Here is a 22,595-nt window from a genome sequence, read left to right on the forward strand (position 1 = left end):
TCCCTATGCTTATTCTAGCCTTTCACCGCTCCGGCAACGACGCCTTTGACGATGTATTTTTGCAGGAAGATAAATACGATAATCGAAGGCAGCACCGCCATGACCATGGCCGTCATTGCATATTGCCAGTCGGATGTATATTGGCCGACGAATGTATACGCGGCAAGCGTCAGCGTCTTCGTATCCGGCGAGCCGTTCACCATGAGCAGCGGCAGCAGGAAGTCATTCCAGATCCACATCACATCGATAATAATGATAGTGGTCGTGACCGATTGCAGCAGCGGAAAAATAACGAGGAAAAACAGCCGAAAGCCAGATGCGCCATCCATCGTCGCGCTTTCGTCGATTTCCTGCGGGATGCCTTTCACGAAGCCGTGATAAATAAAGACGGCAAGCGGAGCGCCAAAGCCCCAATACAGCACGCCAAGTCCCCAGGTGCTCTCCGACAAATGCAGCTGTTTGGCGAACTGGAGCACCGTCAGCATAATCGACTGGAACGGTATGAGCATCGGCATAATGCAGAGCAGATAGATCAGGCCGCTCATCCGCGTTTTTGTACGCGCCAGCTTATAGGCAGCGATAGATGAGACGAGAATAATGCCCGCGAGGCCGACGACCGTAATGACCAGATTATTCATGAACAGCTTCGGATAATTGATAAACTGCCACACATAAGCGTAGTTTTCAAAAATTATTTTCTCAGGCAGCGCGATCACATCGCTCATCACTTCTCCAAAGCTTTTGAACGAGTTGTTAATAGCCAGAAACAGCGGGTATAGAAACAGCAGCGAGAACAAAAGCATGACGGCTTCCAGCGCGTAGCGTCCGACTGGGCGATTTTTTCTCATTAGGCCTCAACCTCCCGGCGCTTGAACAGCGTTAATTGAATGATCGTAATGAACAGCACGGCAACGAACAAAATGAGCGCTTTCGCCGTACCGTAGCCATACAGATTGTTCTGGAACGTATCGCGGTAAATGTCATAGGCGATGCTGTAGGTCGAGCCGCCCGGCCCGCCTCCGGTCAGCGACAAAATCACATCAAACACTTTAATCGAATTCGTCAGTGCCATAAAGACGGCAATCGTAATCGATGGGGCAAGCAGGGGCAGCGTAATGTTGAAAAAGGTGCGCAACGGCCCCGCGCCGTCTACCGTTGCCGCCTCCTTCAAATCTCCCGGTACCGATTGCAGTCCCGCGATATAGATAACGAGGTAGAAGCCAATCGATTGCCAGATCGATACGAGCAAAATCGAAACAAAGGCAAGCCCGGGCGTGCCAAGCCAGCTTAAGTCGAAAATTGCCCAGCCCGTACTTTCGCCCAGCGATTCAAAGCCCTGCATGAAAATAAACTTCCAGATAAAGCCGACGATGACGAGGCTCAAAATGTACGGAATAAAGAAGGCAGCCCGCAGCCAAGTCGTCGTGCGCAGCTTCATATCGAGCAGAACCGCAAGCCCTATCGCCAGCACATTGACTAGCACGATGTACAGCACCGCGTATTTGATCGTAAACCATGCCGAGCTGGTGAAATTCGCATCATTCATAAAAATCTGCTTGAAATTATCGAGCCCAATAAATTTCGGGTGCTTGGAAATGCCGTTCCATTTGGTCAAGGAATAACGGATGGTCATGGCAAATGGAATATAAAAGGCAACGGCAATACAAATCAGAACAGGCAGGCTGAACAAGGTGAATTCCAGCTTCCCGCCCCATTTTTTACCTAATGCTTTGAACATATGATGCACCCCAATTCGTCTATTGTATCCACGCCCGCGAGCTTTGCAGCCAGAGAATGGCGCGAGCCGCTTACGCTGGAAAAAGCATTTTCCAATTTAGCTTTAATGTGTATTATAGAGCAGACGGTTGCCCGTCAAAATGGATTATAGAAAACAGTTAGGGGTAAAAAGGTGAACTGTATGCGGAGCGTGAAACGATGATGAAAGCGATTGCGGGCAAGGTGTGGGAGCTGCTTTCGTTTTGGCGGGAGCTGGTTGCCCGGAGGCTGGTCAATAAGCTGATTTTGCTGTTTACGGGCGTCATTGTGCTCGTTGTGGCTTCGCTGAACTTTATCTCCTACCAGATGCTTGAGAAGGAGTCGGTCGGCAACAGCATTGATAGTACGACGAACAACTTGCTGCTTGTTGGCCGCAATTTGGAGGATTATTTGAAGGGCATCGAGCAAATATCCTTGCCGCAGATCGGATACGATGAAATTACCTATGCCATTATGCATGAATCGGAGGACTATTCTTCCAAGATGTATGTTGAAAATTATTTGCGCAATTTGTTTTATTCCCGCAGCGACTTGGAGGCTATCTACTTGTATGTCGTTGAGAAGCAGAAGTATTATGCGATTACGAGAGAAAATTACAATATAACGGTGCGGACGGGGACGAACACCATCATTGCAGAGCAGCCCTGGTACGCCAAGGCGATGGCAGACCCGAGCAATCAAGCTTATCAATCGCTGTCGGGACCTGATGTGGAGGCAGATTCCGGTTATTCGGCTGAAATCCAGCGGGCCAGTTTTATGGCGTACCACCGGGTGCTGCGTTCAATTAAGACGCGCAAGCCGCAGGCGATGCTCTCTTTTTATTACAACGCTTCAGTCAAGGACGAGATTGTGAAGGATATTCCGTTTAGCGAAGGCCAGCATTTGCTGTATGTCAGCCCGGACAATGAGCCGTTCGAGCTGGATGATGAAGCGTTCTACACCGAGCTTCAAGGCGCGGGCGTGCTGCAAAAGCTGGGCGGAGGAGCAGGGCTGGCTGGACCATCCGGACAAGCTGGACAAAACAAGCAGGCGGAGCAGGCTGGGGCCTCCAGTGGGCCGTTTACTTGGGTGCAGGGGGAGCAGAAATATTTAATTATTTACAATGTGGCGGAGAAAAGCGGCTGGAAGCTGATTAAGCCGATTCCTTATTCGCAAATTTACGAGGCCGCGACGAAGACGCGCAATCTGAACTATGCTATCGGCGTGCTGTTCTTGCTGCTCGCCGTCATTCTCGTCAGCTTGATGTCGAGTGCGATCACGAAGCCGCTCAAGAAGCTGTCCCGCCAAATGAGCCGGTTCAGCGCAGGCAGCTTTGATGCGGAGGCGGAGGTGAAGGGCCGCGACGAAATTGCTTATTTATCGCGTCATTTCAATTTGATGGTCAGGCGGACAAATGAGCTGATTAATGAGCGCTACAAAATGAAGCTGGCGGAAAATCATGCGATTTTAAAGGCGCTGGAGGCGGAGATCAATCCGCATTTTCTGTACAATGCGCTGCAAGCGATTTCCACGAAAGCGCTCAAGCATCAAACGTACGACGTCGCGGATATGATCGATGCGCTGGCGCTGACGTTCCGCTATTGCATCAGCGGGAAGGATATTGTGTTTGCGCGCGAGGAGCTGAAGCATATCGAGCGTTATATGGCGCTGCAAACGGCGCGGTTCGGCGCCAGATTGCAGGTCGTCTATGAGTGGGAGGAAGCGCTAATGGAGCTTGAGATTCCGAAGCTGTCGGTGCAGACGCTGGTTGAGAATGCGATTAAGCATGGACTGGAGAAGGTGACGAGCACCGTCACCATCGGCATTAAGGCATGCCTGCAGGAGGATGGAACAGCGCTAATCTCGGTGCAGGATGACGGGCCGGGCTTTACGCAAGAAAGGCTTGGGCAGGTGGAGGCTTCGCTGCGGCGCGAATGGGGCCAGCGGGAAAGCGACAACATTGGGCTCGTCAACCTGTACACGAGGCTGAAGCTGTTGTACGGAGAAGAGGCGCAGCTGCTTATCAAGAGCGATCATGCGGGGACGGAGCTGGCGATGCGGCTGCCCCGCCGAGGAGGAAACGGTTCATGAAGCATACGGTGCTGATCATTGACGATGAAGAGCCGCTGCGCGAGGCCATTCGGCTGCTTGGCGACTGGGAGGGACTTGGCGTAGGGCAGGTGCTGGAGGCGGCAGATGGGTTAAGCGGACTTCGCATGCTAGCGGAGCAGAAGGTAGATCTCGCTATCGTCGATATGAAAATGCCTGGCCTAAACGGGACTGAGCTGCTGCAAACTGTCCAGCAGCAGTATCCCGGGCTGCTGACCATTGTCGTCAGCGGCTACAATGACTTTGAATATACGCGGCAGGCGATTCGCTCCAAAGTCGTCGATTATTTGCTTAAGCCTGTCAATCGAATCGAGCTGAATCAGGCGCTGCGCAAGGCGATGGACGTGCTGGAGGCGAAGCGCAGGCAGGAGAGCGATTTTATTGCGCAAAATATTACCCTCAACCTTTCGCTGCCCGGGCTTAAGGAGAAGATGTATTTGTCCATTCTCGAACGCAGCTTTAAGCAGCAGGCGAATGAAGCGTTTCTGCCGCTGATTGGCGCCGACGACAAGTCCAATCGCTTCGTCGTTGTGCTGCTGCGCATTCTCAATCTGGACCAGATCAGGCGCAGCCGCTTCCACGGCGATACGGAGCTGCTGCATTTCGCCGCCAGCAACGTCGTCAATGAGGTGGCGGGCGCGCACTTCCAAGCGTTCAGCTTCGCAAATCCGAAGCAGGAGCGCGAGCTGTTCGCCATTCTGACGATGAATGGCGGGGGCGCTGCCGATGCAGCCTATCGGGCGCTGCATCAGGTGAATGCCATAGCCGCTACGCTTCAGCGGCTATTCGGCATTAGGGTCGCCGCAGGCATCGGCGGCCCGGTGAAGGCGGCGCTGGACATGGCCGCCTCCTTCGAAGAAGCGCGCTCAGCGCTGGGCGAGATGGACCTGCTGCGTTTGAATGGAGCAGCAGCCGTTAGAGCCGCCGCAGCCGCAGAGAAGAGGCAGCAGAAGGAAGGGCTGTCGCTGCCTGGGCGGATGGCGGCCATTCGCCAGGCGCTGGCGGGCGACAACCTCCAGCAGGCGAGCAGCATCATCAGCGAGCTGGCCCGCAGCTGGCAGGAGGCGGACAGGCTGAGCTTGGGCGAGGCCGATCGCATCATTCGCGAGGGCATCGTGCTGCTCGGCGACCTTGCGCTTGAGCTTGGCGTTCCGCAGGAGCGGCTGCCGGCCGGCAGCGAGGAAAGCTTGCGCAGCTGGGGGCTTTCGCTCGATTTTGCCACTTTCGAGCAGTTCGCCGCCCTGCTTCAGCGGCTGCTGGGCTTTTACCATGAGCAGCTGCGGGCAGCGCAGGCTGTGCAGAAGCCGTTCGATATTGCCGATATTAAAGCCCATATCGACCGTTATTATTTTGAGGATATTAAAATCTCGCTGTATACCGATAAATATTTTCTTAGCCGCGAGTATTTGATGAAGCTGTTCAAGCAGCAGTTTGGCTGCGGCATTCATGAATATGTACAGAAGGTGCGGATGGATAAAGCGCGGGAGCTGCTGGACGATTCGGCGCTCAAAATTCAAGATATTTCCGAGCTGCTAGGCTACAAGGACAAAAACTATTTCAGCAAGGCGTTCCGCAATTATTACAGCCTGTCGCCTTCCGAATATCGAAGCAGCAAGGGGAGTGGTTAGGGGAGCCCCATCGTCATACACCACTTTTTTACCCTTAATACACCACTTATCTGCATTTTTATCTCCTATCCTTTTCTTTAGAATAAGCAGCGAAGACTTGTATTCCAAGCGAAAAGAAATGGGGGCCCTACCATGTTCAAAAAAATCATGTCCATGTCCACCAGTATCGTTCTGGCTTCGGTCATGCTGGCTGCTTGCGGCAGCGGCAATGGCAGCACTACCAGCACTAACAGCACTACGCCAGAAGCGAGCAGCACAGCTGATGCTGGCGGCGCTGCGAATGAGGCTAAACCGGTTACGATCAACATGTTCACCGCTTCTCCCGAATATACCGATGCGTTTAATGCTTACATTGCCGAATACAAAAAAGTGAAGCCGAACGTCACAATCAATCTGGAAATTATGCAAGCCGACTACAATACGGTGCTGAAGTCGAAAATCGCTGCCGGCAGCACGCCGGATGTATTCCAGACGACGGCGGGCGGCGACATTGACACCTTTGCCGAATACAGCGCTGATTTGACGAATGAGCCGCTTGCGGCAGCCATGATGGATGCGGTCCGTGTGAATATGACGTCGAGCGATGGCAAGGTGCTTGGGCTTCCGGTCAAGGGCAACTTAATGATGATGATTTATAATAAAAAGCTTTTGGCGGATGCCGGCATTGCTGCCGCTCCGAAGACGACTGCGGAGCTTGAGGATACAATTGCCAAGCTGGAAGCGAAGGGCATCACGCCATTTGCCAATGCCTACAAAGAGTGGTGGGTATGGAAGCATATTTTCCAAAACTTCGTCAACGCTGCGGCGGAAGATGCAGGCACAACGCCGAAAGCGCTGGTTGACCAGTTCATCGCGGGTGAAACGACATTTAAAGACCATCCCGTGCTCAGCGACAATTTCTTTAATTTCATCGATCTGACTGTGAAGCATGGAACAGACAAGCCGCTGGAGCGTGACAGCAACGCCGAAGTAAGTGACTTTGCTTCAGGCAAAGCGGCCTTCATGACCGGCAAGGGCGCATGGGACGAGGAAGCGATCAAGAAAATTACGCCTGACATCGAGATTGGCATTGCAGGCTACCCGGTAAGCGATAAGCCGGAGCAAGCGCTGCTTGTAACGGGAGCAGACCAAGCGCTGCGCATTAACAAGGATTCCGCTGTTGCGGCAGAAACCATTGAATTTTTCAACTGGCTGTACACGTCCGACTACGGTAAAAAATGGTTCTCGGAAGTCGCGAAGGTCATTCCGCCGATTAAAGATGCAGCGCTGCCGGATCTGGATATGCCGAAGCAGATGGAAGAGATTTTAAAGACGGAGAAATCAGGTGACCTTTCGGTCAACTATTCCCTCGACACATTCCATCAAAAATTTGGCGAGCTGATGCAGAGCTACATTAGTGGCGGGAAAACGAAGGAGCAGACGATTACCGAAATCCAGCAAGCGTGGATTCAATTCGGCTCCTCAATGTAGAAGGGGAAAAGCTCTAAAGATGCTGCCTAGCAGCAGTTGATAAACAAGGCATGGGGACGAGAAAAGTCCTTGTGCCTTGTTTTTCCATGTTCGATATTCTCAATTAAGGGTAAATATCCCAGAACTATTCTACAATAAAATTTGCAAAACCTATATACTTGCTACTTATAAACTTGATTCCGTTAACCGATATAACAAGTAATATAGGTTAACTTTAAAAGTAAGAGGGGTATGACGAGATAAATCGAGCCAATCCAAAGAAATTTTTTAAAAAAATGTCTTTTCGAATTAAGCTTCCCGTCATGATCTGTTTACTAGTCAGCATTGTACTCGCGGGCACATGTATATTATGCTATCGCATTGCTGCAATTATGACTTTGGAAAACAGCAAGCATGAAATCCGTTCGACCTCGGATCGAATTGGAGAAGAGCTGTATTCAAATATGGAGTTGGCTCAGCAGTCGGTATACTTGCTCTCAGTCCAAAAAACGATTTTAGATGTCGTTAATTTGCATAATGGCCATTCCATGACAGAGGAACAGTTTTTCTCAGCTGACAATGAATGGATGAATAGCGTTAATGAGCAATTAACAACGAGCATCACGGGGATGCAGGGTGCAGAAACGTTACTCGTCATGGTTCAATCGCGGCAGGCATCTTGATTTCCATGCTCGTTACGCGGCCAATCGGCCGTCTGACGAGGCTGTTCAAAACGATGGCTACGGGCGATTTGACGGTAACAGCTACAGGGAAATACAGCGGTGAATTCAAGGTGCTGGCGGACAGCTTCGACGTCATGGCCTTGCGCAATAAACAGCTGATCACGAGCATAAATAGCTCGATTGCCGTACTGAAGACCAGCATGTCAGAGCTGGATGAAACGTCGAAGAAAACGAATCTTTCAATCGCTGAAACTTCCACAACGACGCAGGAAATTGCCAAGGCGATGGAATTGCAGGCCAATGATACGGAATCGATTGTAGACAAGTTTCTGGAGGTCGGCGACAAAATTGCTGACGTAAGCAGCAAGTCGCAGGAAATTAGAACGAAGGCAGACTCCGTTGCGCAGGTATTCAAAGCCAACTATGAGGTTATCGAGGCTTTTGTGGAAATCAATCATCGCAGCGAGTCGGAGGTGCGCAACATTTCCGAGGTCACCGCGCAGCTAGCGGAAAGCTCATCGGGCATCCGCCAAATTACTGGAGCAATTTCCGATATTGCGGCTCAGACGCAGCTGCTTGCATTAAATGCCTCGATTGAAGCAGCAAGAGCTGGAGAGCAGGGCCGCGGCTTTGCAGTCGTCGCCTCGGAAATTCGCAAGCTGGCGGAGCAGACTTCGCTGCAATCCCAAGATATTAATAAAATCGTCGCTCAGACGATTGAATACGTAGAGCGAAGCGATCGCAGCGTGAAGGCGATAGAGTCCATCTCGGAGCAGCACAACAGCAGTGTGCAGCAGACGCAGCAGACCTTTGGCTACATTACCGATAATATTCGCGAAATTATTGAGCAGGTATCCGCTTCCGTGGAGGAAGTAACAGCAACGGTACAGGAGCAATCGGCAATGGTACAGAACCTTGCAGAGATGGTTGAAACGATCGAAAGCTTGAGCAATGAGCTGGCGCAAGCAGCTGGCGAATTTAAAGTAGAATAACGATACAGCACCCTAAACACCCCTGTTCTATTAGTAGAACAGGGGTGTTTAGTTCGCCTAAATAAAGGAACTCATAGAGCGTGAAAATAAGCTATAATATAACAATAATCGATAAATATCGGGTTGAAGCGTGTGCGCTAGTTGCCTGCCAGGCAGGAAAACAGTTTGTTGCGAAAAGGAGATTGCGGCGGTGGATCACTTCAAAAATTTATTTGAGCTATCTTTTGACATGCTTGTGGTCATGGACTGCAACGGCCGCGTTGTGCACTATAACAGTGGCTTGCAGAAGATGCTGGGCTATCCTGTCTTATTGAATAGTATGAAAGATTTTTATTCGTATATGCATCCCGACGATATAGCTTCAATGGATGCTTTGGTCCCACAATTAATACAGGGTAGAGAGCTGAGCGGATACTTGAATCGATTCCGCTGCGCAGACGGCTCTTATAAATGGCTGCAATGGAATGTCTCGCTGGATCAAATCAATATGTATTTTTATGTCATAGGTCGCGATGTGCATCATCAGAAAAGCTTCGAGCAGCATCTGGCGGCACAGGAGCTTTGGTATCGTTCCTGCCTCGACAATTTGCTGGATGGCTTCAGCTATTACAAGACAATCCGGGATGAATACGGCGATATTATTGATTATCGGTCGGAGTACATGAATGATACCTTTTGCCGCATGATGAATTATTCGAAAGATGAAGCTGTGGGCCGGCTGTGGTCGCAGCTTTTTCCTGATTTTACAGAAGAGATCAGGGCGGTTCTGAAGCAGGTGACGAGCAGCGGCAAACCCGTTTTAAGGCAGGAGCGGGTATACAATAAGTGGCTGACGGATGAGGAAAGCTATGATGTGCTCTATTATAAAATGGGGGATGGCTTCGCCTGCAGCTGGCGCAATGTGACGGAATACCGCCGGGCGCAGGAGCATCTGGAGCTTTCGAACCTAAAATTTACGAGTGCCTTTCACACGAATGCAACAATGAACTTTCTAATAGATTTGGAAACAGCGACGATTATAGAGATGAATCAGAAGTTCTCGCAGACGATTCGGCGGGGGCATTATTCCCATTTTGTAAGCAGTATTATGCAAGCGATTCCAGCTCAGGGGTTATTAGAGAATATTGAGCTTCCCTTCCTGCGGCAGTCTGGAGATACGGGCTATGGCGTTATATCGGGCGAGGTGCTGGAGCTGAAGGATAAGCGTTATTTTCTCGCCTTTGCTATCGATATTACGGAGCTGCGCAAAGCCAAAAAGCATCTTCTACTCATGGACAAGCTGAATTTGCTGAGCTCTATGGCGGCAAGCATTGCCCATGAGGTACGCAACCCGATGACGACGATTAAAGGATTTTTACAGCTGATGCAGAAAAATACGACGCTCGCCTCTTACCGCGATACGTTGAATTTAATGATTAGCGAGCTCGATCGCGCTAACGGCATTATTTCAGAATATTTATCGCTGGCGAATACCCGTTTTGTGCAAAAAGAACAGAAGCAGCTGGATGTTCTCGTTTCGAATATACTGCCGCTGCTGGAAGCGGATGCGGCCTACTCCAACATTTTAATTGTGCTTGATCTGCATGCTACGTCTCCGGTTAACGTGGAAGAAAAGGAAATTCGCCAGCTGCTGCTGAATTTGACGCGTAATGCGATAGAGGCGATGGAAAGCGGCGGCGAGCTTACCATTCGGACGAGAATGAATCAAGGCAGCGTTATACTGGAAGTGGCCGATCAAGGCCATGGCATCCCGAAGGAGCATATTGAAGCGATTTTCACTCCCTTTTATACGACGAAAGAAACGGGAACCGGGCTTGGACTTGCGGTGTGCCGCAGCATTGCGGAGCATCATGGCGCCGATATCGAGATTGAATCAAGCGAGGAGGGGACGACATTCCGGGTCGTATTCTAGCGGCCCCGCCAAGCAGCGTACAATCTCATGATAAGCAGCCAATCGTTTGGGTGGATTAGGATATTTTCCCACACTAACGTTTTTTTGCTGATGAATGGTTTCGTCTTAGCCTATATATAGAAGAAATCCCCCTGATTACGCGAAAGCGTCCAGGGGGATTTCTTGATTTGACGTAATACGGGCTATAGAGACGAATCAGCCTTAACCCTCTTTCATAATCTCAGCAATTAATTCAAAAGAGCGAAGACGCGCTTGATGCTCATAAGCAGAGCCAGTTATCATCAACTCATCAGCGCCTGTTTTTTCAATAATGTCGGCGATTCTACTGCGAACCGTTTCCTTGCTTCCGGCTGCGCCGAAGCTGAATTTGCTGCGGACGACAACCTTCTCCTGCTCATTCCACAGCTCATCCATATTCGCAACGGGCGGTTTCAGCTTGCTCGTCTGGCCGCGGATGAGGTGCAGGAACTGCTGCTCCTGCGAGGAAGCGAGGAAGCGAGCTTCTTCATCTGTATCGGCGGCGAGAATATTTACGCCAATCATGACATGAGGCTGCTCCAGCGCCGCCGAAGGGCGGAAGCTGCTGCGGTACAAATGCAACGCCTGCATTAAATAGTCTGGCGCAAAATGGCTGGCGAAAGCAAACGGCAATCCCAGCTGCCCCGCTAGCTGAGCGCTAAAACCGCTGGAGCCTAGCAGCCAGATCGGAATATCGAGCCCTTCGCCGGGGAACGCGCGAACCGCAGGAACTCCTTCTTCTATAGAAGGGTTTAGAAAATGGCGAAGCTCGCCAAGCAGCTCAGGGAAGTCTTGGCCGTTATTGCTATTAAGTCCACGGCGCAGCGCGCGGGCAGTGGCCTGGTCTGAGCCTGGCGCACGCCCGAGTCCAAGATCAATGCGTCCCGGATACATTGAGGCGAGTGTGCCGAATTGCTCGGCTATCATAAGCGGCGCATGGTTGGGCAGCATAATACCACCGGAGCCGACGCGGATCGTGCTCGTGCCTTCGGCCACATAGCCGATGAGTACAGAGGTAGCAGCGCTGGCAATGCCTTGCATATTGTGATGCTCAGCCAGCCAATAGCGCTGATAGCCCCAACGCTCAGCATGCTGGGCGAGATCGCGTGTATTTTTGAAAGCGTCGGTTGCATTGCCGCCTTCAACAACGGGAGCGAGATCAAGGATAGAAAGAGGAACGGTATGTGAATGGGTCATAATAACAACAACCTCCTATACTGTAAATTGACTTGTAGGTCATACTCTCCATTATATCATAATGAACGCCAAGGATAGAGCAGACAGGCTGGTGTGAAAAAGGGGATGAAAAAAGTTACGACAAAAGCTTGCAATTTATCTTTAATTGTAGTATCTTAAATTTAAGATAATAAATGCAAGGAGGTGAGGGCAATGAAAGAGGCAGCCAGCAAGATGAAAGTGTCACAGCAGGAAGCCGAAGACAGTGCTTTGAAGCTCTACATTGCGCTCAACCGGGCCAGCCAATGGATTAACGCCCACGGCGACCGGGACATTCGCAAGCATGGCTTGAATCGTACGGAATTCGGCGTACTGGAAATGCTGTATCACAAAGGTCCACAGCCTTTGCAGCAAATTGGCGGCAAGGTGCTGATGAGCAGCGGCAACATTACCTACGTCATAGATAAGCTTGAGAAGAAGCAGCTTGTGCAGCGTAGAGCTTCAGCTGATGATCGCCGGCTCATCTTCGCAGAAATAACGAGCCAAGGGACGCAATTTATTGAGGAAGTATTCCCGGCACATGCAACCATTATTACAGAAGCGGTTAGCGGCTTGACGACAGAGGAACAGAAGCTGGCAAGCGAGCTGCTCAAGAAGCTCGGCAGACACGCGCAGGATGCTTTTAAGTAGAAGAGGCTTGGTATCCTGTATCGTCACTTCTTTCTATCACTCAGCCCCAATATCTTAATTTAAAGATTCTCAAATCCATGATATAATAGAGGAGTGTTTATAATGACACAACAAACAGCAGGCATTCACCACATTACAGCTTTCGTATCGAACGCACAGGCAACGGTTACTTTCTATGCGGGCGTACTTGCCCAACGGCTCGTGAAAAAAACAATCAACTTCGATGCTCCAGAAGTGTATCATCTGTATTTCGGAGATCAAGCCGGCAGCCCAGGCACGATCATGACCTTCTTCCCTTTTGCACACGGTCGTAAAGGTGTGATTGGCGGAGGACAGGTTGGGGTAACCACTTATGTTGTTCCTGCGGGGGCGCTTGATTTTTGGAAAGAGCGTTTGGCAAAATATGAGGTTCCGTTCACCGAAACGGAGCGGTTCGGCGAGTCGTATGTACAGTTCGTTGACCCAGATGGCTTGCAGCTTGAGCTTGTAGCCCGGGAGGAAGGCCCGCTAAGCGATTGGTCTTACGCAGGAGTGCCGACAGATAAAGCCATTAAAGGCTTTGGCGGAGCGATTTTGTACAGCTCGGCTCCAGAGAAAACGTTCCGTTTGCTGGAACAGGTGATGGGACTAAGCAAAATCGGTGAGGATGCTGGTTATGCGCGTTTCAGATCATCCGCAGATATCGGCAATATCATTGATCTTCCGATTGAGCGTGTGGAGCCCGGACACGGCGGTTCCGGTACGGTCCATCATATTGCATGGCGTGCGAAAGACGATGTAGAGCATGCGCTGTGGAGAAGCCATGTGGAGACTAATGGCTACCATCCTACACCAATAATCGACAGACAATATTTCCATGCGATTTATTTCCGCGAAGAAGGCGGCATATTATTCGAGATTGCAACTGATCCTCCAGGCTTTGCACGTGACGAGGAGCCGGAACATCTCGGTGAAAAACTGATGCTGCCAGAATGGTTTGAACAGCATCGCGAGGATATTGTGCGGCTGCTTCCGCCTATCCAAGTACCGTGAATGAGAGGAGAATGGACAATGAAACATATTTATCAGCAAGGCACGAACGCAGCAGCGCCAGTTTTGGTGCTGCTGCACGGTACCGGAGGAACGGAGCGCGATTTGCTGCCGCTGGCTGGCCGAATTGACCCTACAGCATCGGTGCTAAGCATTAGAGGCAATGTACTGGAAAATGGGTTGTCCCGTTATTTCCGCAGACTGGCCGAAGGAGTTTTTGACGAGGAGGATTTGGTGCTCCGCACGAAGGAGCTCCATGATTTTCTGGACCAGGCGGCAGTCGACTATGGCTTCGATCGTGAAAATCTCGTTGCTATCGGCTACTCCAATGGAGCCAACATTGCGGGCAGCCTGATGTTCCATTACAAGGATGCTTTCCGCGGAGCGATTTTGCATCATCCGATGGTTCCGCTTCGCAGCGTAGAGCTTCCCGATATGACCGGCATTTCCTGCTTCATCGGAGCTGGCCGCAATGACCAGATGTGCCCGCCGCAAGAGACGGAAGAGCTGCAAGCGATGCTGTCCGGCGCGGGAGCTGCGGTTAGCGTACATTGGGAAAACTACGGCCATCAGTTGACGGGCAGCGAAGTCGAAGCAGCCGCAGCTTGGTATGCCGAGGTCATTTGCCCATGATGGTAACGATTGATCCGTCTGAACGCTCGGCCCGTGACAATTATAAGCTGCTTTCGGGCAGCATTATACCACGGCCTATTGCTTTCGTGACGACGCTGTCTTCAGGCGGCGTACTCAATGCTGCGCCATACAGCTATTTCAATGTCGTATCGTCCAATCCGCCGCTGCTATCGGTTTCGGTACAGCGGAAGCAGGGGGGACAGCAGAAGGATACTGCCCGCAATGCAATAGAGGCAGGGGCGTTCGTCGTGCATATTGCCGACCAATCGTATATTGAACAGCTGAATGTAACGGCGGCTAATTTGCCGCCAGAGGAAAGCGAGGTTGCAGCAGCAGGGCTTACGCCGGTTCCGAGCGTGAGGATTGCCGTGCCTGGTGTAGCTGAAGCGAAAATCCGGATGGAATGCGTCTTGGAGAAGGCCATTCCGCTCGGCGGAACGGACGATGCGCCTGCCTGCGATTTATTGATCGGCAAGGTCGTATTTTATCATCTCGACGAGACGGTTTACGATGAGCGCGGTTATATTGATGCCGACCAGCTTGCGCCTATTGCCAGACTTGCAGGCAGCGATTATGCAGGGCTCGGCGCACGTTTTTCCATTGACCGTCCAACCTCATGATGGAATACACATATGCAGATATTCGTTGTATCTGTTTGACCAAAAATGGCAGCAGATGAGAGCTGCAAGCTTGACACTTGAAACTGCAAAGTAAAAGAACCCTCGACTACACCGTATCGGTGTAGAGCGAAGGTTCTTTTACTTTTGAAATTGTAAGCTAATGCTGCAGGAGCTCTATTAAGCTTCTGCTTCCGCAAGCTTAGCAATTTCCACGATGACCTGAACGGCTTTCAGCATATTGTCGACCGAAGCGTATTCGTAGCGGCCATGATAATTTTCCCCACCGGTGAACACATTAGGCGTAGGAAGCCCCATGTAGGAAAGCTGCGAGCCATCGGTGCCGCCGCGAATCGGCTTAATATCCGGCTTAATGCCGAGATTCTCCATGGCCAGCTTCGCTTGATTTACGATGCCGATAACCGGTTCAATTTTATCGCGCATATTAAAATATTGATCCCGAATGTTCAGTTCTATGCTCGACTCGCCATATTTAAGCTTTAGCCCGCTGACGATGTCCGCCAGCTTCTGCTTGCGTCCCGCAAAGCCTTCTTGGTCAAAATCGCGGATAATATAGCGCAGCTCGGACTTCTCCACATCGCCGCTCATTTGAATCAAATGATAGAAGCCTTCGTAGCCTTCGGTGAACTCCGGCGCTTCATCGGCAGGAAGCTGACCGTGCAATTCCATGGCGATTTTCGCCGAATGGACCATTTTGCCCTTGGCCGTGCCAGGGTGCACGTTCGTGCCTTTGCAAATAATGTGGGCGGCAGCTGCATTAAAGCTCTCGTATTGCAGCTCGCCAAGCGGCCCGCCATCCATCGTATAGGCATAATCGGCACCGAATGCGGCAACGTCGAAACGATGCGGCCCACGGCCGATTTCCTCATCCGGGGTAAAGGCGACGCGGATTTTTCCATGCTTCACTTCAGGATGCTGAATCAAATACACCATCGCTGTCATAATTTCGGCAATGCCCGCTTTATTGTCTGCGCCCAGCAGCGTCGTGCCATCAGTCGTAATTAGCGTATGTCCCACATATTGACTCAGCTCAGGCGAAGCGGACGGAGACAATACGATAGACAACGCTTCGTTCAGTACAATGTCGCCGCCGTCGTAATTATCGACCACTTGCGGCTTTACATTTTCACCGGTGAAATCCAGCGCAGTATCGATATGGGCGAGAAAGCCAATCGTCGGCACCGTTTTGTCCGTATTGGCAGGCAGTGTAGCCATCACATACCCGTTCTCATCCACAGTTACCTCCTCCATGCCGATCTTCATCAGCTCTTCCACCAACTGGTCGGCAAGTACCAGCTGACCCGGGGTCGTCGGACAAGTCTCGCTGCGGTCATCCGATTGCGTGTTCACTTTAACATAAGAAATAAAGCGTTCCATCAGTTCCTGTTTCATGCTTCCATGCTCCTTTTTCCTCTATTTCAAAATATAAGAATTTATAAGTTTACACGTATAAATAGGCTTATATTTCACCCGCGAAACGGAAGCTTTGCCGCCAAAGGACGGCTTCAGCCGTTTACGCTTGAAATATAAGAAAGTATAAGTTTTCTCTTTATACTTAGCTTATATTTCTCGGACTGAAACGCGCCGCGCCGCCAGAGGACGGCGACAGCCGTTTCACCTTGTCTGTATGTATCTCTAGGTTTATTTCTATTTTATCACAATTACAGCAGCGTTCGCGCGCGGGGCCGTACATGCTATACTTAGGATTATTGAGAAGAGGGCAGGTGCTGTTGGATGGCCATTTATATAGCGTTGCTTCGTGGCATTAATGTCGGCGGGCATAAAATGATCAAAATGCAGGATTTGCAGCGGATGTTCGAGCAGCTTGGCTTGCAGCAGGTCAAAACGTATATTCAAAGCGGCAATGTGCTGTTCGAATCAGATGCTCCAGCAGCTCAGCTGCGCCTGCAAATCCAGCAGGAAATTACGGCTGTATTCGGATTTGACGTTCCAGTCGTCCTACGTACCAATATGGAGCTGGCTACGATTGTCGCAAGCAGCCCTTTTGATGCCGATCAGCTTCAGAAGGGTGAAAATATTTATGTCGCGCTGCTCGCGGACGCGCCTACGGAAGAAGGAAAGCAGCGGCTGCTCGCATGCAGCAGCGAGGTGGACGACTATCGCCTGCACGATAGCGAAGTGTATATTTATTGCCGCCAAAGCGTGCGCAAGTCGATGTTTTCGAATAATTTATTGGAAAAAAAACTCGGCGTAGCTGCCACTTCGCGGAACTGGCAGACGATGAACAAGCTGCTCAGCCTCGCTGCAGGCATGGAGGAACTGCTCAAAGGCGAATAAGCCTGGATAGCGTTACGATAGACTTTCCTATATTTCAAGGTGAAACGGCTGTCGCCGTCCTTTGGCAGCGCGGCGCGTTTCATTCCGAGAAATATAGAGAAAGGATGGCGTTAGAATATCCTTTCCTATATTTCAATAAGAAACCGCCAGCTTGGCAGCAAGGAAGCATAAAGCTTCCCTGTCCAAGCTGGCGGTTCGTTGTATGAGTTGAATAATAAGTGCTAAGCGTGCTGTTTCAGCCATTTGGCGATATCGGAAATGACGGGTTCAGCAAAGCTGCCTGGATGGTTGTATTCGGCTAACGTGCCTTCTCCTTCACCGCTGTAATCGACGAAAAAGTGGTTAAGGCCTGGGTACAGCTTGAAGGAAGCATTCGATTTCCCTTTGAACAGCTCCTCCCACAGCACATAGTCTTTATTCGCAAATACTTGGAAATCATCCTTGCCCTGCAGGACAAGCACTGGTTTCGTCAGTTTTGCGGCATATCCGCTCGCGGGATGATTGTCCATTTCCTTAAAGTAATAGGCGGGCAGGGAGAAAACCGTCGTCGCCTGCGCCTGCGCATCGGTCAACGTACCTAGCGCTTGCGCCTTCTTGTATTCGGCTTCTATAAGCTGAGCATTTGCCGCTTTGGCGGGATCTTTATCATCCATGGCAGCAATAAAAGCCTGGTTCTGGTCATAGACGATTTCCCATAGCGAGCGTGGCGAGCCAGCAAGCAGCACAAGCCCGGCAAAGTCGCCGCCTTCTGCATCAATGCGCGGGGCAAGCATGCCGCCAAGGCTATGTCCAATTACATACACTTTGGAGGCGTCAATCCGTTTATCCGCCTTTAGCAGCTTGGCTGCGACAATGGCGTCATCAATGGTTTCTTCCTTCACCGTCATTTTCATAAAAGCTTCTGTCGTCATGCTGCTGCCGTAAACAAATGTGCGTTTATCATAGCGCAGCACCGCAATTCCTTGCTCAGCTAGTCCCCAAGCGATGTCGCGAAATGGCGTATAGCCGCTTACCGTCTCATCGCGATCGGATGCGCCCGAGCCTTGGACCAATACGACCGCTGTCAGCGGGCCAGTGGCATTTTTCGGAAGAGTCAACGTTCCGCCGAGCGCATAAGGAGTACCCTCGCCAACGGTAACCTCTTCTTCAACAATCGTAGCTGGAGCTTCTTTGTCGATGGGCTTTGGCGTAATCAGCATGCCTTCGAGCAGCCCGCTCTTTGTATTAACGTAAAGGGTGAAATTAAAGCTGGTTTTTTTGAAAACGGCGGTTGCCGTAATAATCGTCATGCCGCTATCGTCACTGGCTGCGGCAATTTCCTCCGCACGAACGAAGCTGTCAGCCTGTGCAGTCGTGCTTTTCCACACGCTGCCTAGCGCCTCGACAGAAACTTGTGCTTTTAGGTTATTCGAGAAATAGTCGTCAGACAGCTTCTGATAATCTCCTTTGTTCAGCAGCGAGATGACGCGATTAATCCAGCTTTCAGCTTCGTACAAGGGGCTTGCGATTGCGATCTCCTTCTTCGTGCTGTCATAGCCGGCCTGATATCCTAGTGCCTTGCTGAAAAAAGCGAGCGGGACATAAAGGCGTCCTTGCCGCTGAACCGAAGCGGTGTCGAAGGTGCGCTTCTCCCCGTTCACTAGTGCTTCGGAGCTGCCGGAGCTGAACGTGACCTTGAGGTCTTGTCCTTCAAGCAGAACGTTGCTGCTCGCTTTATTGTAGCTGACCTTTAAGCCAAGTCCTTCGGCTGCACCTCGGAGTGGAATCATGACGGCGTTTTTGCTCGTGTAAGGCTGGTTGTCGTTAGACGTCGTGATGACTTTGCCATTAACGAGCAGCTTGAGAGTTTCTGCGGCAGCTGTCATAGCGGGAAATGCAGCCATGAGCAGCAAGGAAAATACGATCGTAGATGCCAAATGCTTTTTCAAAATAAATTCAGTCCTCCTTTAGAGTGTGCCTGTCCCATCGAGGGAATCAGGCATAAGATGCTGTAGAAAAATAGCTGGATGCATGGGGTGAATTATGTAGGGCGGTTAAATAACCGCAGCTCTATTTCATACGAATGGAGCTTGTTCATGGTTTCCTAATTGTTGGACATCTTAGTTTGGGGGCTTAATCGGATTCAAGCACAGTTTCCGTGCGATTATGGAAAAAAGAGAGCGCCAGCCGATCGCCGCCGCATTCCGCCGAAGCTGACACGACGCCAGACGGCTGTTCATGGCGGAATGCTGGCTGACATTAAATCGTGTGCGCGGCTTTATTTCGCGAGCAGTTTCCGCGTAATGGCGTCCGCTGCCGCCGCTGGCGGAAGCGTGCTGGATAGCGCATAAATATGAGCCAGCCTGTCGCTGATGCGCTCCACCTGGCTGCGGGCATAGGTAGCGGAGCTGCCGTCAAGCTCAGCCGCCGTAACAATAATGCCGCCCGCATTGATGGCATAGTCCGGCGCATACAAAATGCCAGCCTGCTGCAAGGCGGCATCATGCTTGGCATTCGCCAGCTGATTGTTGGCGGCGCCCGCAATGATGGGGCACTTCAGCTCCGGAAGAGTCACGTCGGTCAATATGCCGCCGAGTGCGCAAGGCGAAAAAATATCGCAGCTTTGTTTATGAATGCTGTTGACGGAAACAGCTGTGGCCCCGAACTGTGCGGCCGCCTGCTTGACTAGCCCGTCGTTCAAATCAGCGACAATAAGCCGAGCTCCTGCTTGATGCAAATAGCGGCATAAGGCGTAGCCAACCTTGCCAAGGCCTTGTACAGCGACCGTTCGCTGCTGCAGCTGCTCAGAGCCATATTTTTGCTTAAGCGATATACGGATTGCGATATATACGCCATAGGCGGTCATTTCCGCTGTGAAATTTCCCGTTGCTCCCAGCGAGCCGGTAACATCGGTCACATAACCTGTTTCTTTTGCGATCTCATCCATGTCGCCCGGAGTTGTGCCCAGATCCATGCCGGTAATATAGCGTCCGTTAAGCCGCTCAATAAAACGCCCGAGCGAGCGGAACAGCTTGCTGCTTTTGTCTGTGGCAGAATTGCCGATAATGACGGCTTTGCCTCCCCCGTAGGGGATATCGGCAAGCGCCGCTTTGTACGTCATGCCGCGCGCCAGCCGAAGAGCGTCGCTGATCGCCGCCTCTTCAGAGGCGTATGTCCACATTCTGCAGCCGCCCAGTGCCGGACCAAGCTTGGTCTGATCAATGGCAATAATCGCTTTGAGCCCGCTAGATGCATCCTCCATCACGTCCAACTGCTCGAATCCTTCGAAGCTTGCGCTCACGCTATGCCCGTCCATAGATAGCAGCCTCCCTTTTGCTGAAGTGCATAGCCGTTATGCCGTTTACTATTGATGTATTCAACAGCAGCATAACTTGATACCGATACCGCATATGCACGAGTCGGGGGAAATACATAGCTTAGAAGGGCGCAGCGTGAACAAGAAAAAAGCCGCTTGCACCAGCTGTCTGGAGTGATGAAGCGGCCCCTTTCAAGTAAGCTTTTATATCGTTGATCTTCTAAGCAAAAGGAAGGATAGCAGAGCATTCAGCAGGATGAAAGGAAGGAGCCACAGGGAGAGGCCAAGTGCGGTATGCTTGGTGAGCCACGCCCAAATATCGAGCCATCCATGATTTTGAGTAATGATATAGGAGCTAAGGGTGAGTACGACACCGGATGCAAGAAACAAAATCAGCATGCCGGTTTTCTTGAATTTGCGATAGAAGCTGCCTAAGGCAAAGCCCCACAAAAACAAATGCAGAGCGATCAGGAAAAGGGTAAGCAGCTGTACGAGCAAATTTCCGTCACTCAAATACGGCAGGTAGAAAAAATACAAGCCCGACCACCAGTGGTTCGTAAGCTGATTTTCAATAATAGACATAAGCAGCAGCAGGAGTGCCGAGCCGAAGCTGATTATTAGAGCCATTACGATGGTACCTGCAAAATAATTGAAGCGGCTAATGCTGAAGCTAATCGCAAATGGAAAGGTCTGTGCGACGACGATAATGCCCAGCACGAATATATAGACCAATACAGATGAGATTCCGCCTGTATACATGTTCTCCGTATCGGAGATCAACCAACTAATGAGCAAATTCACAACAAAACTGGAGCCGAGAATGAGGAGGGGAATGAAAAACCAGCTAAATCGATCGCGTCGATGCAGCTTGATCACGCTTAATGTGCGATTCATAACCAATCAGCCGCCTTTCGTTCGGTTTTGCCATTCGTCAGATGAATAATCAGCTGCTGTAGAGATACGGAGCCAAACTCCAGCCCTCTCGCCGTCGCCTGCTTGCGATCACCTGAGCTGAGCGTGCCGTCTACTGTGGCAGAGAGCAAGGCGCCAAAGGGCTCGCGGGAAATAACGGTTTTGCCGATGAGAAACGATTCAACCTCAGATGCAGAGCCAGCCACTGTGTAGGCGCGACCCCGCAGCAGCTCGGCGTCCTCGTTAATCAGAATGCTGCCCTTGTCGATGACGATTACATGCTCCAGCAGCTGGCTGACCTCATCAATGAGATGGGAGGACAGCACGACCGTGCGGGGATGCTCGGCATAATCGGTGAGCAGATGATCGTAAAATAAATTTCGGGCCACGGCGTCGAGTCCCAAATAGGGCTCGTCAAAAATCGTCAGCGGGGCGCGGCTCGCGAGTCCGACAATGATGCCGACAGAGGAGTGCATGCCGCGCGACATTTTTTTGATTTTACGCTTCAAGGGCAGCTGGAATTCCTCGACTAATGTATTAGCGAAGGTGCGGTCCCAGTTTGGAAACAAAGAGGCGGATAGCTCTAATACATCGAGCAGGCTGTAATTGTCCGGGTATTTCTGGCTCTCCTTAATGAAGCAAATTTGGCTCAGTACACGGTTGTTTTCATAAGGGGCTTCGCCGAAGACCGTCAGCTCGCCGCTCGTCGCGAACAACTGGGCAGTCAGCATATGCATAATCGTCGTTTTCCCGGCGCCGTTGCGTCCGAGCAAACCGTATATTTTATCCGGCTCCAGCACGAAGCTCACTTCGTTTACGGCATTGAAATTTCCATAAGCTTTCGTTACCCGCTTCAGCTCGACAATTGGACTCATGGCTTGGTTCCTCCTCTTCTGATCATATCTGACAGCTGCTCCGGCGTAATGCCCAGCTTCTCGGCCTCATGCATCATCGTCACCACATACTGCTCGAAAAACTGCTCACGCCGCTTTTCCATCAATAGCGCTCTGGAACCTGTTGCGACAAACATGCCAATCCCTCGTTTCTTATAAAGAATGCCTTGATCCGCTAATTGATTGACGCCTTTCGCTGCGGTGGCGGGGTTGATCTGGTAAAAGGCTGCAAATTGATTTTTCGAAGGCACCTGCGACTCTTCCGGCAGCAGGCCTTGAATAATATCGTCTTCGATGCGCTCGGCAATTTGCATGAAAATGGGTCTGCTATCGTCGATGCTTATGCTCACATTGTCCACCACCAAACTGGTTAGTTACTCATGTAACCAACTATACATGCGATCAACCAATGCGTCAATAGGCAGCCGATATGAAAAAACACAAAAAAGGATAGAAGAGGCAGTAGGGTATCTGCTCTTCTATCC

Annotated in this window: 20 protein-coding genes; 11 read left to right on the forward strand and 9 right to left on the reverse strand. The window is 50.9% G+C overall.

Translation table 11 applies throughout. The features are described 5' to 3' along the window. Window positions 1-14: 14 nt before the first annotated feature. Complete coding sequence (locus tag ASF12_RS15890) at window positions 15-848, reverse strand: carbohydrate ABC transporter permease (RefSeq protein WP_056036472.1); 834 nt, start codon at window positions 846-848, stop codon at window positions 15-17. Beyond that, complete coding sequence (locus tag ASF12_RS15895) at window positions 848-1,738, reverse strand: carbohydrate ABC transporter permease (RefSeq protein ID WP_056036473.1); 891 nt, start codon at window positions 1,736-1,738, stop codon at window positions 848-850. The genes ASF12_RS15890 and ASF12_RS15895 overlap by 1 nt, the downstream gene beginning before the upstream one ends. A 197-nt stretch (window positions 1,739-1,935) precedes the next feature. Between ASF12_RS15895 and ASF12_RS15900 the strand changes: the two genes are divergently transcribed. The 6 genes from ASF12_RS15900 (at window position 1,936) to ASF12_RS15925 (ending at window position 10,528) form a co-directional block, all read left to right on the forward strand. Then, on the forward strand, window positions 1,936-3,846 hold the full coding sequence (locus ASF12_RS15900; RefSeq protein ID WP_056036475.1) for a sensor histidine kinase: 1,911 nt from the start codon (window positions 1,936-1,938) through the stop codon (window positions 3,844-3,846). Next, window positions 3,843-5,492 (forward strand): response regulator, encoded by a 1,650-nt coding sequence (locus ASF12_RS15905; protein WP_056036477.1) that lies wholly within the window; start codon window positions 3,843-3,845, stop codon window positions 5,490-5,492. Before ASF12_RS15900 ends, ASF12_RS15905 begins: the two co-directional genes overlap by 4 nt. A 132-nt stretch (window positions 5,493-5,624) precedes the next feature. Next, window positions 5,625-6,962 carry an extracellular solute-binding protein gene (locus ASF12_RS15910; RefSeq protein ID WP_056036479.1) on the forward strand — a complete coding sequence of 446 codons (1,338 nt, stop codon included), beginning with the start codon at window positions 5,625-5,627 and terminating at the stop codon, window positions 6,960-6,962. 275 nt (window positions 6,963-7,237) lie between these two features. Then, entirely contained in the window at window positions 7,238-7,624 is a 387-nt protein-coding gene (locus tag ASF12_RS35680) for a hypothetical protein (RefSeq protein WP_056036480.1), read from the forward strand. Between the two features lie 5 nt (window positions 7,625-7,629). Next, a complete protein-coding gene (locus ASF12_RS15920; RefSeq protein ID WP_235533182.1) occupies window positions 7,630-8,616 on the forward strand; it encodes a methyl-accepting chemotaxis protein in 987 nt (328 codons plus the stop codon). Window positions 8,617-8,806: 190 nt separating this feature from the next. Next, window positions 8,807-10,528 carry a PAS domain S-box protein gene (locus tag ASF12_RS15925; protein WP_056036484.1) on the forward strand — a complete coding sequence of 574 codons (1,722 nt, stop codon included), beginning with the start codon at window positions 8,807-8,809 and terminating at the stop codon, window positions 10,526-10,528. A 201-nt stretch (window positions 10,529-10,729) separates the two neighbouring features. Here the strand turns inward: ASF12_RS15925 and ASF12_RS15930 are convergent, their stop codons facing one another. Continuing rightward, window positions 10,730-11,743 (reverse strand): LLM class flavin-dependent oxidoreductase, encoded by a 1,014-nt coding sequence (locus tag ASF12_RS15930; protein WP_056036486.1) that lies wholly within the window; start codon window positions 11,741-11,743, stop codon window positions 10,730-10,732. A gap of 192 nt (window positions 11,744-11,935) precedes the next feature. Here ASF12_RS15930 and ASF12_RS15935 point away from each other — a divergent pair, with 192 nt between their 5' ends. From ASF12_RS15935 to ASF12_RS15950, 4 genes are all read left to right on the forward strand, one after another. Continuing rightward, window positions 11,936-12,412 carry a MarR family winged helix-turn-helix transcriptional regulator gene (locus ASF12_RS15935; RefSeq protein ID WP_235533183.1) on the forward strand — a complete coding sequence of 159 codons (477 nt, stop codon included), beginning with the start codon at window positions 11,936-11,938 and terminating at the stop codon, window positions 12,410-12,412. Between the two features lie 102 nt (window positions 12,413-12,514). Then, entirely contained in the window at window positions 12,515-13,444 is a 930-nt protein-coding gene (locus tag ASF12_RS15940) for a ring-cleaving dioxygenase (protein WP_056036488.1), read from the forward strand. An 18-nt stretch (window positions 13,445-13,462) separates the two neighbouring features. After that, window positions 13,463-14,074 (forward strand): alpha/beta hydrolase, encoded by a 612-nt coding sequence (locus ASF12_RS15945; RefSeq protein ID WP_056036490.1) that lies wholly within the window; start codon window positions 13,463-13,465, stop codon window positions 14,072-14,074. Then, window positions 14,074-14,694: a flavin reductase family protein gene (locus tag ASF12_RS15950; RefSeq protein WP_056037046.1), complete on the forward strand. Its 621-nt coding sequence runs from the start codon at window positions 14,074-14,076 to the stop codon at window positions 14,692-14,694. Before ASF12_RS15945 ends, ASF12_RS15950 begins: the two co-directional genes overlap by 1 nt. 177 nt (window positions 14,695-14,871) lie before the next feature. Here ASF12_RS15950 and pepT read toward each other — a convergent pair whose 3' ends face one another. Continuing rightward, window positions 14,872-16,104, reverse strand: a complete 1,233-nt coding sequence (gene pepT / locus ASF12_RS15955; protein WP_056036492.1) for a peptidase T — start codon at window positions 16,102-16,104, stop codon at window positions 14,872-14,874. A 342-nt stretch (window positions 16,105-16,446) separates the two neighbouring features. On the opposite strand from pepT, the gene ASF12_RS15960 reads away from it, so the two are divergent. Further along, complete coding sequence (locus tag ASF12_RS15960) at window positions 16,447-17,010, forward strand: DUF1697 domain-containing protein (RefSeq protein WP_056036494.1); 564 nt, start codon at window positions 16,447-16,449, stop codon at window positions 17,008-17,010. Window positions 17,011-17,231: 221 nt separating this feature from the next. Here the strand turns inward: ASF12_RS15960 and ASF12_RS33760 are convergent, their stop codons facing one another. The 5 genes from ASF12_RS33760 to ASF12_RS15985 all read right to left on the reverse strand — a co-directional run bounded on the left by ASF12_RS33760 (window position 17,232) and on the right by ASF12_RS15985 (window position 22,460). Next, window positions 17,232-18,938, reverse strand: coding sequence for an alpha/beta fold hydrolase (locus ASF12_RS33760; protein ID WP_081418844.1), 1,707 nt, complete (start codon window positions 18,936-18,938; stop codon window positions 17,232-17,234). Window positions 18,939-19,267: 329 nt separating this feature from the next. Continuing rightward, entirely contained in the window at window positions 19,268-20,305 is a 1,038-nt protein-coding gene (locus tag ASF12_RS15970; RefSeq protein WP_056036495.1) for a Leu/Phe/Val dehydrogenase, read from the reverse strand. 204 nt (window positions 20,306-20,509) lie between these two features. Then, window positions 20,510-21,199 carry a hypothetical protein gene (locus ASF12_RS15975; RefSeq protein WP_056036498.1) on the reverse strand — a complete coding sequence of 230 codons (690 nt, stop codon included), beginning with the start codon at window positions 21,197-21,199 and terminating at the stop codon, window positions 20,510-20,512. Beyond that, a complete protein-coding gene (locus ASF12_RS15980; RefSeq protein WP_056036500.1) occupies window positions 21,196-22,092 on the reverse strand; it encodes an ABC transporter ATP-binding protein in 897 nt (298 codons plus the stop codon). The genes ASF12_RS15975 and ASF12_RS15980 overlap by 4 nt, the downstream gene beginning before the upstream one ends. Beyond that, entirely contained in the window at window positions 22,089-22,460 is a 372-nt protein-coding gene (locus tag ASF12_RS15985) for a GntR family transcriptional regulator (protein WP_056036502.1), read from the reverse strand. The genes ASF12_RS15980 and ASF12_RS15985 overlap by 4 nt, the downstream gene beginning before the upstream one ends. Window positions 22,461-22,595: the final 135 nt, after the last annotated feature.

Source organism: Paenibacillus sp. Leaf72, assembly GCF_001422685.1.
In the GTDB taxonomy this organism is placed as follows: domain Bacteria; phylum Bacillota; class Bacilli; order Paenibacillales; family Paenibacillaceae; genus Pristimantibacillus.

Bases quoted from the DNA above. Each gene is read 5' to 3' on its own strand.
- ASF12_RS15890 (WP_056036472.1), bottom strand. From the start codon at position 848: ATGAGAAAAAATCGCCCAGTCGGACGCTACGCGCTGGAAGCCGTCATG.
- ASF12_RS15945 (WP_056036490.1), top strand. From the start codon at position 13,463: ATGAAACATATTTATCAGCAAGGCACGAACGCAGCAGCGCCAGTTTTG.
- ASF12_RS15950 (WP_056037046.1), top strand. From the start codon at position 14,074: ATGGTAACGATTGATCCGTCTGAACGCTCGGCCCGTGACAATTATAAG.
- ASF12_RS15905 (WP_056036477.1), top strand. From the start codon at position 3,843: ATGAAGCATACGGTGCTGATCATTGACGATGAAGAGCCGCTGCGCGAG.
- ASF12_RS15960 (WP_056036494.1), top strand. From the start codon at position 16,447: ATGGCCATTTATATAGCGTTGCTTCGTGGCATTAATGTCGGCGGGCAT.
- ASF12_RS15900 (WP_056036475.1), top strand. From the start codon at position 1,936: ATGATGAAAGCGATTGCGGGCAAGGTGTGGGAGCTGCTTTCGTTTTGG.
- ASF12_RS15940 (WP_056036488.1), top strand. From the start codon at position 12,515: ATGACACAACAAACAGCAGGCATTCACCACATTACAGCTTTCGTATCG.
- ASF12_RS15980 (WP_056036500.1), bottom strand. From the start codon at position 22,092: ATGAGTCCAATTGTCGAGCTGAAGCGGGTAACGAAAGCTTATGGAAAT.
- pepT (WP_056036492.1), bottom strand. From the start codon at position 16,104: ATGAAACAGGAACTGATGGAACGCTTTATTTCTTATGTTAAAGTGAAC.
- ASF12_RS35680 (WP_056036480.1), top strand. From the start codon at position 7,238: ATGTCTTTTCGAATTAAGCTTCCCGTCATGATCTGTTTACTAGTCAGC.
- ASF12_RS15910 (WP_056036479.1), top strand. From the start codon at position 5,625: ATGTTCAAAAAAATCATGTCCATGTCCACCAGTATCGTTCTGGCTTCG.
- ASF12_RS15970 (WP_056036495.1), bottom strand. From the start codon at position 20,305: ATGGACGGGCATAGCGTGAGCGCAAGCTTCGAAGGATTCGAGCAGTTG.
- ASF12_RS15935 (WP_235533183.1), top strand. From the start codon at position 11,936: ATGAAAGAGGCAGCCAGCAAGATGAAAGTGTCACAGCAGGAAGCCGAA.
- ASF12_RS15920 (WP_235533182.1), top strand. From the start codon at position 7,630: ATGCTCGTTACGCGGCCAATCGGCCGTCTGACGAGGCTGTTCAAAACG.
- ASF12_RS15930 (WP_056036486.1), bottom strand. From the start codon at position 11,743: ATGACCCATTCACATACCGTTCCTCTTTCTATCCTTGATCTCGCTCCC.
- ASF12_RS15895 (WP_056036473.1), bottom strand. From the start codon at position 1,738: ATGTTCAAAGCATTAGGTAAAAAATGGGGCGGGAAGCTGGAATTCACC.
- ASF12_RS15975 (WP_056036498.1), bottom strand. From the start codon at position 21,199: ATGAATCGCACATTAAGCGTGATCAAGCTGCATCGACGCGATCGATTT.